Annotated in this window: 12 protein-coding genes; 8 read left to right on the top strand and 4 right to left on the bottom strand. The window is 69.1% G+C overall.

Annotated features, from left to right (window positions below; genetic code table 11):
• The first annotated feature begins 17 nt into the window (after positions 1-17).
• The gene (gene cutA / locus LG396_RS15295) at positions 18-359 is read left to right on the top strand and encodes a divalent-cation tolerance protein CutA (RefSeq protein ID WP_225795179.1); all 342 of its coding nucleotides are present in this window, start codon (positions 18-20) and stop codon (positions 357-359) included.
• Position 360: 1 nt separating this feature from the next.
• Here cutA and LG396_RS15290 read toward each other — a convergent pair whose 3' ends face one another.
• Positions 361-1,734, bottom strand: coding sequence for an NsdA family TPR-like regulatory protein (locus LG396_RS15290; RefSeq protein ID WP_225795178.1), 1,374 nt, complete (start codon positions 1,732-1,734; stop codon positions 361-363).
• A gap of 122 nt (positions 1,735-1,856) precedes the next feature.
• Here LG396_RS15290 and LG396_RS15285 point away from each other — a divergent pair, with 122 nt between their 5' ends.
• Together LG396_RS15285 and LG396_RS15280 are read left to right on the top strand one after the other, a co-directional pair.
• Entirely contained in the window at positions 1,857-2,318 is a 462-nt protein-coding gene (locus tag LG396_RS15285) for an ATP-binding protein (RefSeq protein WP_225795177.1), read from the top strand.
• Between the two features lie 749 nt (positions 2,319-3,067).
• A complete protein-coding gene (locus LG396_RS15280; protein WP_225795176.1) occupies positions 3,068-3,361 on the top strand; it encodes a hypothetical protein in 294 nt (97 codons plus the stop codon).
• Positions 3,362-3,873: 512 nt separating this feature from the next.
• On the opposite strand, the gene LG396_RS15275 is transcribed toward LG396_RS15280, so the two are convergent.
• The gene (locus LG396_RS15275; protein ID WP_225795175.1) at positions 3,874-5,946 is read right to left on the bottom strand and encodes a tetratricopeptide repeat protein; all 2,073 of its coding nucleotides are present in this window, start codon (positions 5,944-5,946) and stop codon (positions 3,874-3,876) included.
• A 593-nt stretch (positions 5,947-6,539) separates the two neighbouring features.
• On the bottom strand, positions 6,540-7,316 hold the full coding sequence (locus tag LG396_RS15270) for a GntR family transcriptional regulator (protein ID WP_225795250.1): 777 nt from the start codon (positions 7,314-7,316) through the stop codon (positions 6,540-6,542).
• A 147-nt stretch (positions 7,317-7,463) separates the two neighbouring features.
• Between LG396_RS15270 and LG396_RS15265 the strand changes: the two genes are divergently transcribed.
• The 5 genes from LG396_RS15265 (at position 7,464) to LG396_RS15245 (ending at position 11,454) form a co-directional block, all read left to right on the top strand.
• Positions 7,464-7,808 carry an SCO3933 family regulatory protein gene (locus tag LG396_RS15265; RefSeq protein ID WP_225795174.1) on the top strand — a complete coding sequence of 115 codons (345 nt, stop codon included), beginning with the start codon at positions 7,464-7,466 and terminating at the stop codon, positions 7,806-7,808.
• A complete protein-coding gene (locus tag LG396_RS15260) occupies positions 7,805-9,106 on the top strand; it encodes an FtsK/SpoIIIE domain-containing protein (RefSeq protein WP_225795173.1) in 1,302 nt (433 codons plus the stop codon). The genes LG396_RS15265 and LG396_RS15260 overlap by 4 nt, the downstream gene beginning before the upstream one ends.
• On the top strand, positions 9,103-9,300 hold the full coding sequence (locus LG396_RS15255) for a hypothetical protein (protein WP_225795172.1): 198 nt from the start codon (positions 9,103-9,105) through the stop codon (positions 9,298-9,300). The genes LG396_RS15260 and LG396_RS15255 overlap by 4 nt, the downstream gene beginning before the upstream one ends.
• A 239-nt stretch (positions 9,301-9,539) precedes the next feature.
• Positions 9,540-10,988, top strand: a complete 1,449-nt coding sequence (locus tag LG396_RS15250) for a replication initiator (protein WP_372483513.1) — start codon at positions 9,540-9,542, stop codon at positions 10,986-10,988.
• Positions 10,981-11,454, top strand: coding sequence for a hypothetical protein (locus tag LG396_RS15245; protein ID WP_225795171.1), 474 nt, complete (start codon positions 10,981-10,983; stop codon positions 11,452-11,454). The genes LG396_RS15250 and LG396_RS15245 overlap by 8 nt, the downstream gene beginning before the upstream one ends.
• Positions 11,455-11,513: 59 nt before the next feature.
• Here the strand turns inward: LG396_RS15245 and LG396_RS15240 are convergent, their stop codons facing one another.
• Positions 11,514-13,031 (bottom strand): recombinase family protein, encoded by a 1,518-nt coding sequence (locus tag LG396_RS15240; RefSeq protein ID WP_225795170.1) that lies wholly within the window; start codon positions 13,029-13,031, stop codon positions 11,514-11,516.
• Positions 13,032-13,086: the final 55 nt, after the last annotated feature.

The following is a 13,086-nucleotide window of genomic DNA, read 5'->3' as shown; positions in this document are numbered from 1 at the left end:
ATCGATAGCCTCGGAGCATGAGTGACTTCGTACAGGTCTACACGGCGACTGAGACCAGGGAAGCGGCCGTGGCGCTCGGCCGGAGCGCGACGCAAGCGCGGTTGGCGGCAGGTGTGCAAGTGGTCGGCCCGGTGGTCTCGCTGTTCTGGCATCTGGGGGAGTTCGGTGAGGGCGAGGAATGGCAGGTGATCTTCAAGACCACGGCGGACCGCTACATGGCGCTTGAAACGCACCTGCTAGAGCACCACCCGTGGGACAACCCGGAGATCACGGCCGTCCCGATTATTGCCGGCGCGCAGCGCTGTCTGGACTGGGTACGTCAGACGGTGGCAGAGGAACCAGGCAACGGACCAACCTGATTTATGCGGCCCGGCGCAGCACCTCGGCGACGGCCTCCAACGACCGGTGAGGGTGCAAGCGGGTCAAGAAGGTGCGGGCGCGCTGCCTGGGACGAACGGAGCCGACTCCCGCCGAAAGATCGATCACCCTGCCGATCACCTTCGCAGACTGCTCGACCTCCCCGGCGTCCAGATAGGCGTGTGCGAGCCACGAGAGGTAGAGAGCCTTGTCGCGGGCGTGTGCGTCGTCGAAGTCGGCAAGAGCGGCTTCGAGTTCGGGTACGGCACGCAGCGGGCGGTGCAACTCCGCCCAGCAGCGGCCCTTCATGATCTGCAACTCACGTCCGTCGACCCATGATGCCCACTCGGGTCCCGGGTCGTTGGCGCTGCTGTTCAGAGCCTCCTCTGCTTGAGCGAGTGCGCGTTCCGTCTCTTTCGCCTCTCCGGCACGGGCATGAGCCCAGGCCCGGCGTTCGTACAGCAGACCGCGGACGCTGGGCGGCACATCGGATCCCGCGGCATTGCACGATGCGACCGCAGTGGCCACTCCTGACGCTGCGCTACTGACCTGCTGATACGCGAGGAAGGCAAGGGCATTGCCCTCAAGGGCCGTGTTCTTCGCCTCTCTGGCAGCCTCGTGCGCTCGCCGGTAGAGGGCGGACGCCTCCCGCTGGTCTCCGGCGTCGAATGCGGCCCAACCTGCTTGCTGCGCCTGTTCGGCGACAACGGTGAGCAACTGCCTTCCAGTCGCCTCCGAGTAACTGGCGCGGCGCATCAGGCGCACCGTGTCGTCCAACTCGGCGCGGTAGACGTGGCGTGTATCCGCCCCGCCCAGAACGTCGTCCAAGCGGCGAAGCCGGGAAGAACGCAACCGCAGATGCTCTACGTCCCGACGCCCAAGACGAGATCCCGCCCCGCTCTCGGGGAGCATGCTGGCGACTCCTATGAGCCCTGTGGCCGCAAGGATCCTCCTGCGCTGCACGTCGTCTCCTTCTTGATCGGCTGTTGCCGCCCTACCGGGCCCAGGGACACCTACCGCGCTCAAATGATCAGGTAGAAGCAGCGGGTGACTCTCTTGGCCACTCGGTGCCCCATCCGGTTGCGCCTGCTCCCAAGGGCGTGGCGCCAAACCGACGAGATGACCGGGGATGGCCAGTGCATCCGCAATGCGCGTGATCTTCTCGTAGGTGGTGATCGCACCCTCGCCCCGGGCTAACCTCCCTACCCGCTCGGGCTTGATGTCGCAGGCATTGGCGATCTTCACGAAGCTGATTCCGCCCCATTGCCGAGCCAGCTTGAACACCTTGCCGAAATCATGGCATTGCAGTGCGGCCTGCACATCGGCCCGGTTGAGGACGTGCGCCGGTAGAGCGGCTGGCGACATGTGGTCTGACATGCGAGTTCCCTGCCATCTGTCTCTACGGAATCAGCAGCCGATCCATCCCCGGAGTGTACCCATCATGGGTACCCCCCTCGCTGGGAATCGAGATCGGCACCTCTTCGCCCATCCTGCTGGCCATGAGGACGACGGCAGCGGCGAGAGATGAACACGCGGTGATGACGTGGAAGTGGCGGCGGCATCCCCGGTGTGTGGCGCTGGCGCGGGCTCAGTTGCGTAAGGCGTTGGCCCGGTGGGATCTGGCCGGGATCGCGGAACCGGCTGTCCTGGTGGCCTCGGAACTGGTCACGAACGCGGTCGTGCATGCGGGTGCGCCGGGGCGGGAGGTCGCTACGCGCTTCGTCCGTCAGGACGGTGGGGTGCGTATCGAGGTGCATGACGCCTCGGATGTGTGGCCAGTGCCGCGTGTGCCCGGTGATGACGGGGGCTTCGGGCTGCACCTGGTTGAGGAGTTCACCGCTTCCTGGGGGGTCGAAGAGCGTGAGATCGGCAAGACCGTCTGGGCTGTGGTGGTCGATCCGGCTGCGGCGACGAGTGATGCTCCGTCAGATGAGGGCGATGCGTCGTGCGGCAACGGTTGATGGTCGTGTTATGGATCACGGCGTGCGTGGTGGTGTCCGTGTGGCTGGCGCAAAAGGGGAACTCCTCTTGATGCTCGGCACTCCTGGCCACCCCCGTGCCCGTGGTGATCAGGTAGACCCCCGCCTGGTCCTGCGTAGAAGCTTCGCAGGATCGGGCGGGCCGGGCGGGCCGTCGTTGTGCCGGCTCCGGCGGCCCGCCTCAACTGATCAGCCCTTTTTCGGCGTCGGGTGGCAAGGGTGTCGGCTCTACCTGAGAGGCAGGGCGGAGTGCCGTGGATGCAAGGGACCGGCGCTCTCGTCCTTACAGCTCCCCCGTGGTGCCTCGCCCTGTGGGTGTTGCGGGGATGGTCGGCGAAGCGCTCCCTCCCTTCGCCGATAGGGCCCGGCCCTGTGACCTGTCTAATCCTCGCAGGCGCGGGGCCGGGCCCACCCAAAGGCGGCTTCTGCGTGGGGGGAGGTGATGATCATGACTTGCCCGGCATCGGTGGCCGCATGACTTCAAACGGCAAGAGCGCGACGTGCAGTAACAGCGGATATTCGACCGGCACGTGAGCGTGATCGGCGTCTTGACGCTGCCGGAGAGCTGATGACCGGACCACCCCGAACCTTGGCGGGAGAGGGTGGTCCGGCTGGGAGCCGCGTGCGACCCCGGTGCCGAGGGTACCGGGGCGCTCGTCGTGTCTTGGTCCAACTCGGCAGATCGGTTGGGGAGTTCGGCCAGAGACAACGGTCAAGGAGTGATCCGGCACATGGGTGACCCTGGGGACGCGGGGTTTGAAGAGGAGGAGGCATTCGACCTGGATGCGGTGGTGTGGTTGCCGGGGGTGGATTACCTGAGCGGCTGGCATGAGGCGCAGACGGCGGCGGACGAGTTGGCCGGCGCGCTGGGGTCCGCGGGCGTGGACACGTCCGGGGTGCGGGCGCGGGCGGATACCGGGTGTGACGGTGCGGGGGTGGTGCGGCTGGTGCTCCCGGTAGCAACGGTGCGGGAGATCGCCCGGCTCGCCCGGGGCTCCGCGGGGAGGCTGCGCAAGGCCAGTTGATCCGCCGTCTGTGAACGCGGCCGGCGTGTGCGCGCCTGTGAGCGCGGGTGGCTGGAGAGGGTTGGGACGGGAGCTGCCATGGGGTGGGAGATCATGGGGCCGTAAGCTCACCGGCGATCGGGCTGGTTGTGGACCTGCCCGTAATGGGCCGATGTGGCCCCATGATCTTAGGGCCCCGCCCCATGGTGGCTGTCTCAAGCCTCGTAAGCCACCCGCCCCAGCCACGCCAGCCCGGCGCCACTGGAACCGGGCGGTGCGAGCTGGCTACGGCTACCAAGGGCCCGTCCTCGGCGACAGGGCGGCGGGCGCCTGGCGGGATCGGCCGCCAGGCCGCACGCCCGCCGGGAGCGCCCCGGCCGCCCGGCGCGCCGCAAGGCGCGCCCTTGAGTAAGTAGAGACAGGTTTCGACACTTGGCTCTCCGAGTCCTTGTCTTGTCTCTGTCCGAGTCTGTTCAGCCGTGTCCGGTCACGGCGGGTTCTTTACGGTGCGGCACCGGGCGTTAACCAGCGGCCTAGGAGTCGTTGGGGCGCTCAAGTTCGGCCAGCAGGCTGGCGAGGTTGTTGCGGCTGATCAGGGTGCGTGGGTGTTCTGGGCCCAGCACTCGGGCGCGGATGTCGTGGACGGCTCGGTGTTCGCGCTCGGCCTCCTCCAGCCGCCCCAGCGCCTGCAGCACGCGGGCGAGGTTGTTGCGGCTGGTCAGGGTGTGGGGGTGTTCTGGGCCCAGCACTCGGGCGTAGATGTCGTGGACGGCTCGGTGTTCGCGCTCGGCCTCCTCCAGCCGCCCCAGCGCCCGCAGCACGAGGGCGAGGTTGTTGCGGCTGATCAGGGCGTCCGGGTGCTCCGGGCCCAGCACCCGGGCGCGGATGTCCAGGGCGGCCCGGTTCTCGCGCTCGGCCTCCTCCAGCCGCCCCAGCGCCCGCAGCACGCTGGCGAGGTTGCTGCGGCTGATCAGGGTGCGTGGGTGTTCTGGGCCCAGCACCCGGGCGTAGATGTCGTGGACGGCTCGGTGTTCGCGCTCGGCCTCCTCCAGCCGCCCTAGATCCTGCAGCGCGCGGGCGAGGTTGTTGCGGCTGATCAGGGTGTCGGGGTGTTCTGGGCCCAGCACTCGGGCGCGGGTGTCGTGGACTGCCCGGTGTTCGCGCTCGGCCTCCTCCAGCCGCCCCAGCGCCTGCAGCACGCGGGCGAGGTTGCTGCGGCTGGTCAGGGTGTCGGGGTGTTCTGCGCCCAGCATCCGGGCGCGGATGTCCAGGGCGGCCCGGTGTCCGCGCTCGGCCTCCTCTAGGCGCCCCAGCGCCTGCAGCACGCGGGCAAGATCGTTGCGGCTGGTCAGGGTGTCGGGGTGTTCTGCGCCCAGCACTCGGGCGCGGATGTCCAGGGCGGCCCGGTGTCCGCGCTCGGCCTCCTCCAGCCGCCCTAGATCCTGCAGTACGCGGGCAAGATCGTTGCGGCTGGTCAGGGTGTCGGGGTGTTCTGGGCCCAGCACTCGGGCGTAGATGTCGTGGACGGCTCGGTGTTCGCGCTCGGCCTCCTCCAGCCGCCCCAGCGCCCGCAGCACGAGGGCGAGGTTGTTGCGGCTGATCAGGGTGCGGGGGTGTTCTGGGCCGGAGGTGGCTTTCCTGGCTCGGTGGGCGGTGCGCCAGCCGTTCTCCGCCAGGTGAAAGCGACCTTGGTCGTATGCGGTTGCGGCGATCTGGTCGGCATCGTCAGCAGCACACTCGGACAGAGTGGTGCGAATAGTGTCGTCGGGGACGTGTTCGCCGGGGGCGCTTTGGCGTTGGACGACGTCGGTGAGGTAGTCGAAGACGTGAACGCAGTCGTCGTCTTCGGGTTGCAGGAGTGCGGTGGTGGCCCTGCGTGGCCGGGTGGCCCAGTCCCACGCGTGCTGTAGCGGTTCCGGCCGCAGGCGGGCCCCTCCGCGCTGGGTGAGGTAGTGCTCGTGGGTGACCTGCACCAGGCGGCGAGGAAGGGGCGCGGTGTGGCCGGCTCGGCGGATGTCGATGGCGGCGGCGATCAAGGCTGCTGCGCGGGGGTGGGTAGGGGCGTTGGGGTCGGTGTTGGGGCTGAAGGCGTCGAGCCAGTCACGCAGCAGGTCCGGGCCGGCGGCGAGGTATTCGGCGATGCCGTAGGTGTCGGCGTGGGGCAAGGCATCGGCGATCCGCGGGTCCCACTCGCAGGTCTCGGCGCGTGCCAGTTCGGCGGTGCTGAAGATCCGCTCCAGGCGCAGGGTGTGAGCTTGTTCCAGGGCTTCGCGGGCTTCGCTAGAGGCGACGCGGCCGGCCTCGTCCTGGATGGCTGTGCTGTCGGTGAGGCGGGCCTGTTCCGCGGCGCGCAGGGTGGCCAGGATGACCCGGTGGTGACCGCTGCCCCCCAGAACCTTTGCTACGCCAGTCCGGGTGAGCCCGCCGGTACCCAGGTGCTGTTCCAGGTCGTTGAGCCACAGCACACACTTCTTGGTGCCGGCGGCCTGCGCCAGTGCCGCCGGGATGGCCGCACGATCCCGGGGTGCAATCAGCACGTGGCCCGGCAGCGTCGCGCGCATCGCCTCGTAAGCCGCGCGGGACTTGCCCGCGGTGGAATCTCCCACCAGCAATACGAAACCACCGCCTGCCAGCCGTTCGCGTAACTCCCCGTCGATATCGCGTGGCACGTACACCGGGACCCGCTCCGCCGCGGCGGCCGCGGCTGCTTGAGGTTGGTCCGGCGGGCTGAGGGCGATGCTGGGGGCGGGGTGCACACCGAGTCGGAGAGGGTCAGCTGCTTGCGCCACCGTGGGTAAGCGCCCGTTGGGGAGGACCAGGCAGCCGTCTTGGACCTTCAGGGCATGCTCGTCGCGTTGCTGGGCGGCACGTTGGTAGCGCTCCTGCCACACCGCGGCCACCCCGACCAGGACCGCCGCGCCCCCTGCCGCGCAGCCGAGTGCCCATGTATTGGTGACGTCGAATGCCGTCAGGATGGCGGGAGCGGAGGCCAACAGGACCAGCCCGGCCACGATTAGCAGAAGCCGGCTCTCTCGCCACCTGCTCGCACCCATAACGACCCACACCCCCGGGGCACCCTGACTAGCGGCCTCGTACCCACCTGCACAACGACCCAACATGCCACGTCTCGTTTGCAGGCCAGCCCGGCTGGCTCGGAACTCTATAGGCGTGCACGGCCCGTAGAGGCTCGTTCCGGCCGTCAGTCGCGTACGGGGGTTAGATGACGCGGGCTGTCGGTGGTGATGCGGTAGGCGGTGCGGGCGCGTTCCCCGCTGGTGCGCAGTTCCTCAAGGAGTAGCGGCCGGTCGTCGGTGCCGTGGGTGACGCGGGTGGTGTGCAGGACCGGGGTGGCGTCGGGGAGTTGCAAGGCGGTGCGTTCGTCGGGCAGGGGCATGCGGGCGGCGGCGTACTCGACCCAGGTCAGGTTGTGTCCGGCCGCTTCGAGGATGGCGTAGACGTTGGCCGACTCGGCGTCGGGGTGCTCGGCCAGTTTGGTGCCCTCGGCGGTGGCGAACGGCAGCAGCATCCGGTACGCCAGGCGGGTGCCCGTGGCCGGGTCGACGTACAGCCGGTCGATGCCGAACAGTGCTTCGTCCTCGTCCAGTCCGAGGAGTGGAGCGGTCTCGGCGGTGGTGTGGGTGCGGTAGATGCTGGGCGCTTCGGCAAGCTCCCACCCCTGTAGTCCGGTGGAGTACGCCCCGTCCGCGTCGCGGGTGACGGTGCGGTCCACGGTGGCGCTGGCGCTCGGCCGGCCGCGTACGAAGCTCCCTTTGCCGTGGATGACCTCGATGAGTCCTTCTGTGCGTAGGGCGGCGATGGCGTTGCGGACGGTCGGGCGGGAGACGTGGTAGCGCTCGATGAGCTGGGTTTCGGACGGCAGCAGGGTGCCGGGTTCGAACTCGCCGGTGGTGATGGCGTCCCGGATGGCGGCGGCTACCTGCTTGTAGAGCGCTCCGGGGCGCTGGAGTCCGTCCATGACCAGCCTCTCTCTGCGTGGCATGCCTCACATGTACGTCACTCGTCAGCATAAGTTCTTGCGGCTCGACGTCAAGCCATGCATCCTTGTCACTCGTCAGTACGAGTGACGTGCTGGCGTTGTCGAGAGGTCAAGGAGACCCAAGCAATGCAGTCCATACCCGTGGACACCTCCCGCCTCGGCGTACTGCGGTGCGCCGTCGCCCCCGAAGCCAAGCTCAGCAACTACGACACAGGAGAGATCAAGAAGGACCGCGACGGGAACACCGTCTACACCGTGGGTGTAATGGTCCGTCAGGACGGGCGGCGCGCCTCCGTCATCGAAGTGGCCGTGCCCGGAGAGCCCAAGGGCGTCACCGAGGGCGCGGAGCTGCGCCTTACGGGCCTGGTGGCCTTCTCGTGGCAGATGGGCGACCGGCACGGGATCAGCTTCCGCGCCGACGCCATCACCCCCGCGACCGCCACCCCGGTCAAGGCCGGTGGCGCCGGATGAGCTGGTTAATGATCGCGCTCGCGCTGGCAGTGCTGGCCTGGGTGTTCGCCGGCGGCGGCCTGTTGAAGCGGCGCCGTCCGGCCTGGCACTGGTACCTGACCGGCTACCCGATCACCGCGGCCCGGGTTCTGGTGACCTGGCGCAAGGTCGCCATACTCACCGACCTGGCTGTCTCACCCCGTCCGCACCGCGGGCTGCTGGGTGACCTGGTGGTCAAGGGTGAGGCCCTGCGGCCGGTGCCGCCGCGCCTGTCCTTCCCCCGGGCGACCCGCATGGGGCTGACGGTCTTGGTGCGGCTGCATCCGGGGCAGACCCCGGCGGGCTACCTGGCGGCGGCCGATGCGCTGGCGCACGCCTGGAAGGTACACGCGGTGCGGGTCACCTCCCCCGAACGCGGCCTTGTGCTGCTGACCGCGACGGCCACCGACCCGCTTCAACGCCCCGGGCTCGTCACTGCCCCGCCCCGGCTGCTGGCGGCACTGGTGGGTGCGCTGGAAAGCGGCGGGGCGTGGGTGATGGACCTGCGGCTGGTGCCGCACTGGCTGATCGCCGGGGCCACGCGGTCGGGCAAGTCCACGCTGCTGGCGCGGCTGGTCACCGAACTGGCGCCGCAACCCGTCGCCCTGGTCGGCATCGACTGCAAAGGCGGCATGGAACTGGGCCTGTTCGCCCGGCGGTTGAGCGCGCTGGCCACCTGCCGCCGCGAAGCCGTGGCCGTACTCGGGGCCCTGGTGGTCGAGATGCAAGAGCGCATGACGGACTGCCGCGAGGCAGGAGCGCGCTCCATCTGGGACCTGCCGGACAAGCTCCGCCCCGTACCCGTCGTGGTCCTGGTGGATGAGCTGGCAGAGCTGTACCTCTCGGACGGCCGGCGGGAAAGCAAGGCCGAGGCAGAACAGTGCTCCACCTACCTCCTGCGCCTGGCGCAGCTCGGCGCCGCCCTCGGCGTGCACCTGGTCGTCGCGGGGCAAAGGGTCGGCTCGGACCTCGGCCCCGGAGTCACCGCACTACGCGCCCAACTCGGCGGCCGGATCTGCCACCGCGTCAACGACCCCGGCACCGCGGAAATGGCCCTCGGAGACCTGAACAAGGATGCCGTGACGGTGGCCCAGTCCATCACCGCCGAGGAAGCCGGAGTAGCCGTATGCACCGGCCCGGACGGCGGATGGAGCCGCGCCCGCTCCCACCTCACACCCACCGACGAAGTCACCGCCACCACGACCCGGTACGCGGCACTCACCCCGGAACTGCCCGCCGTGGCCGACGCCCTGGCCGCGGTGAAAGGGGGCGAGTCGTGACCAGCGCCAGCGCGGCCGTCTCCCTCGTCGTGCTCTTCGGGATCATCACCGCCCTGCTGGTGCGCTCAAAGGACGTGCGCGCCTGGGAAGCGGCCTGCATCGGCCTGTTCGGGCTCTACCTCGGACAGACACCGGTGATCCACACCATCGACGGGTTCATGACCTGGATCACCACCGGCTTCGCCCACTTCTAGGCAGAAAGGAGCCCCCTATGGCGATGCGCCGCGTGCGCTGCCCCACCTGCAAAGGCGAAGGATCCCGGCCCACCTGGACCGGTCGGCGGCGGCGCTGCCGGATCTGCCGGGGCGTCGGAACCATCCGCTGACCACCAACCACCCGCACAACCCAAGGAGCGATCAGCCATGGATCAACCCCACCCACCCGCATCCAATCGTCCGGCCGCTGCGGCGGCCCACCCCGGAAGGTCACCACCATCACCCCGGACAACACCCCGGCTGACCGGCGCGCCGCACTCCAGCACGCGGCGCGCCCGCGTCAACTCCCCACCACAGACCAAGACCTCATACGCCTGGCCCAACACCCCCGCTTCCCCCGCTGGCTCCAGCAAGTCACCGCAACCGGCGGGTGCGCACACCCGGTGCACCTGACCGGCTCCACCACCACGCACGATCCCGCGACCGGTGAAGTCCTGCACCACTACGACACCCGCGACGAACCGCACGAACGGCTGCTTCTACGCTGCCGCAACCGCCGCGCAGCCGTCTGCCCGCCCTGCTCCCGACTCCACGCCGGAGACACCTTCCACCTCGTCCGCGCCGGACTCACCGGCGGCAAGACCGTACCGGCGGCCGTACGCGACCACCCCCGGCTCTTCGTCACCCTCACCGCCCCCAGCTTCGGCCCCGTCCACCGCACCACCAACGACGCCAAGCCCTGCCGCCCCCGCCGCCACGCCGGACGCTGCGAACACGGCCGCCCCCTGGCCTGCCCGGCAGTGCACGTAACGAACGATCCGATGGCAGGCACGCCGCTGTGCCCCGGCTGCTACGACTACCCGGCACACGTGCTCTGGCACGCACACGCCGGACGGCTGTGGAAGGCGTTCACCGACAACCTGTACCACCACCTCGCCACGCTGACCGGCCGCAGCCGCACCGGCCTACGCCGCACCGTACGCATCTCCTACGCCAAGATCGCCGAATACCAGCGGCGCGGAGCGGTCCACGTTCACGCCGTGCTACGCCTCGACGGACCGGACGGCCCCGACGCGGCGCCCCCGCCGCGGGCCTCCGCCGGCCTGCTGACGGAAGCCGTTCACAGCGCGGCAGCGGCCGTCTGGCTGTTCGCGCCGTACTCGGCGGCCCTGGGTGAACACGAACTGACCTGGGGCACCCAACTCGACGCCCGGCCCCTCCGCGCCTTCGACGCCCCCGACGCGCTCAGCGATGACGCCGTAGCCGCCTACGTCGCCAAATACGTCACCAAAAGTGCCACCGAAACCGCCGCGGGCCTCGACCACCGCATCACCAGCCGACACGACATCCAAACCGCCCCCGTCTCCCCCCACACCCGCACACTGATGATGACCTGCTGGCGCCTCGGCGGCCTCCCGGCATACGCCCACCTGCGCCTGCGCGCCTGGGCACACACCCTCGGCTACCGCGGACACATCCTCACCAAATCCCGCGCCTACTCCACCACCTACGGAGCACTACGCGCCGAACGAGCGGAACACCAGCGCGGAGGCGAAACAGCGCCCGGCGAACTCATCACGGCCACTGAGGCGCACTGGCGCTACGCCGGCAGCGGCCATTCGCTTGGCGGCGCGCTCCTGGCCGCCGGGATTGCGGAAGACCTCGTGACGAACCGCGAGATCGCCCGCGAAGAGCTGGCCGCAGGTGGGCGGTGGTCGGATGCCTGATGCCGTGATCGGACGGTTCCACCCCGGCCACCACATCGAGCACGCCGAAACTCGCTGCCACTGGCGGGTGGCGACGCACTATCCGCACGTGGCACGAGCCATGTCCCGGATGGTCGGGGCCCCCATGGATGGCCTGAGCCCTGCTGCTGACGGCTACTGGGAGCTGGTCACCGTCTCCTCCTCGGTCCGCATCGTCTTCGAGACGGCAGACAACACCAGCGTCGCGTTCCGGGTGGCAAGCGTGCATGACCTCGGAGTCTTCCTCTTCGACTCCGGATGCTGGGATCTGGAAGAGATCGTCGGTGGCACCACGGAACTGTGCACCCGAGCCGCCGGTACGACGCTGTGCGAGCTGTCGCTTCAACCGGTGCTGTTCACCACCAGAACCGGCCGGACGGTGCTGTACATCAAACCGGCAATCGACGTCATCGGCACCTGGACGAGCAGCCCGGCGGTGAGCGCATAACGAGCCCCGGCACACATCTCGTCTGCCGGGGCATCGATCGCGTTTAGGCGCAGTGCATGTCAGGTCACTGGGTCGTAGACGTTCGTGCCGGTCATCGCCACCCGGGGCTTCCGTCCGCGTGGAAAGAGGGTCACCCTCACATCGAACTCCGCAAGGATCTCCCTCCGGGCGGCATCATCCGGCGCCGACTGCCACTGCTGGGCGATGGTCTGGCCGGTGGGCACCGTGCGCATCCCCGCCGCGCGTTCGGGCAACTCCCGAAGTTCGCTGATCTCTTCTCCCATGCGGGTGTACTCGGTGCGGAACCACTCCGCGTCGTCCGGCGCGTCGTACAGCCCCGCCTGCCGGTCCTCCCGCAGCCGGGCGCGGTCGGCCTCCAACTCCTTGATCCGCACGGCGTAGCCGGTGCCCGGGTCGTACTCCCGCCGCATCACCATCCCGGCCCCGTACCGGCCTAGGAACCACTCCTCCACCTGTTGGTCCAGCGCGGGGATGACCATAGTCGGGGCGGGCTTGCAGCCCTGCGAGGAGGGAATACCGCGAACCCGGGCGGTGCAGCCGTAAGACCAATTCGCGGCACCGCCGCCGGAGAGATACAGCCGCTGCCCGCAGTTCCCGCAGTACGCCAGTCCAGACAGCCGGTAGGCGGCCTTGGGCGCCCGGCTCTTGCTGTGCTTCGGCGCGGTCTTGGCCAGCAGCGCCTCGCGGGTGGTGTGGTCCCACAACGGCGGCGCGATCCGCACCGGATGCCCGTCAGCGCCCACGACCGGCCTACGGTTGTGCATTAGATAGCCCAGGGCCGCCTGACTGGTCAGGATGTGAGTCAGCGCCTTGGCTCTCCACTCACCGCCCTTGGGCTTCCGTCCGTACATCACTGCCCGATGATCGCTCGGGGACAGCACCCCGGCGCGTGTCAGCCGGGCTGCTTCGGTCGCTGGCGTGATCGTGCCCGTGGTGTCGGTCAGAAGGCGCTCGGCAACCTCCCGGATGATCTCCGCTGCTGGCGGATCGATTTCCACGTGCTCGATCCGGGCTTTGGGCGTCAGCCGCACGAACCGGTAGCCGTAGGAGTTCAGTTGATTGGGCCGACCGTTCGCGCGTGCCTGTCGAGCTGCATCCCGGTTGCGCTTCTGGATCGCCCGCAGCTCCATCTGCGCGCCGAAGGATTCCATGGACAGCCTCATCTCGTCCGCCGGATCGTCCAGATTCCACGGGCCGTCGTGCCCGTAGGTGACCAGCAGCCGTCCGGACTCGTGGATCATGTAGGCGGTGTTCAGCACATCCCGCTGATTGCGGCCGACCCGGTCCACGGATGACCCGGCGATACCCGCGTACGGGCCCGCCTCTCCCCGCAGCCACGGGCCTAACCCCTCCCGCCCCAACGGGTCGGTAGCGCCGCTGACCTCCCAGTCGTCTGCCCACGCGATCACATGGCCGCCTACCGACTCGACTGCCGAAAGCACCTGCTCAAGCTGCTTCTCCGGGCTGCTGGTCGCGTCCGACTTCCGGCTCAGCCGCCGCACACCCACCAGGCACTTCCCGCACCCGTCGTACTCGGTGGTGATCACGTCCTCCATGATGCCTCTCCGCTCCCGCCCTTGAACTGTGATTAGGCGAAGTGCTTGATCGGCA

Source organism: Streptomyces aculeolatus, assembly GCF_020400605.1.
Classification (GTDB): Bacteria; Actinomycetota; Actinomycetes; order Streptomycetales; family Streptomycetaceae; genus Streptomyces; species Streptomyces aculeolatus.
The sequence above is the reverse complement of the archived record's forward strand: the minus strand, read 5'-3'. Positions and strand labels throughout refer to the sequence as shown.

Coding starts and splice junctions, on each gene's coding strand:
- LG396_RS15280 (WP_225795176.1), top strand. CDS start 3,068: ATGGGTGACCCTGGGGACGCGGGGTTTGAAGAGGAGGAGGCATTCGAC.
- LG396_RS15270 (WP_225795250.1), bottom strand. CDS start 7,316: ATGGACGGACTCCAGCGCCCCGGAGCGCTCTACAAGCAGGTAGCCGCC.
- LG396_RS15245 (WP_225795171.1), top strand. CDS start 10,981: ATGCCTGATGCCGTGATCGGACGGTTCCACCCCGGCCACCACATCGAG.
- LG396_RS15265 (WP_225795174.1), top strand. CDS start 7,464: ATGCAGTCCATACCCGTGGACACCTCCCGCCTCGGCGTACTGCGGTGC.
- LG396_RS15240 (WP_225795170.1), bottom strand. CDS start 13,031: ATGGAGGACGTGATCACCACCGAGTACGACGGGTGCGGGAAGTGCCTG.
- LG396_RS15260 (WP_225795173.1), top strand. CDS start 7,805: ATGAGCTGGTTAATGATCGCGCTCGCGCTGGCAGTGCTGGCCTGGGTG.
- cutA (WP_225795179.1), top strand. CDS start 18: ATGAGTGACTTCGTACAGGTCTACACGGCGACTGAGACCAGGGAAGCG.
- LG396_RS15290 (WP_225795178.1), bottom strand. CDS start 1,734: ATGTCAGACCACATGTCGCCAGCCGCTCTACCGGCGCACGTCCTCAAC.
- LG396_RS15285 (WP_225795177.1), top strand. CDS start 1,857: ATGAGGACGACGGCAGCGGCGAGAGATGAACACGCGGTGATGACGTGG.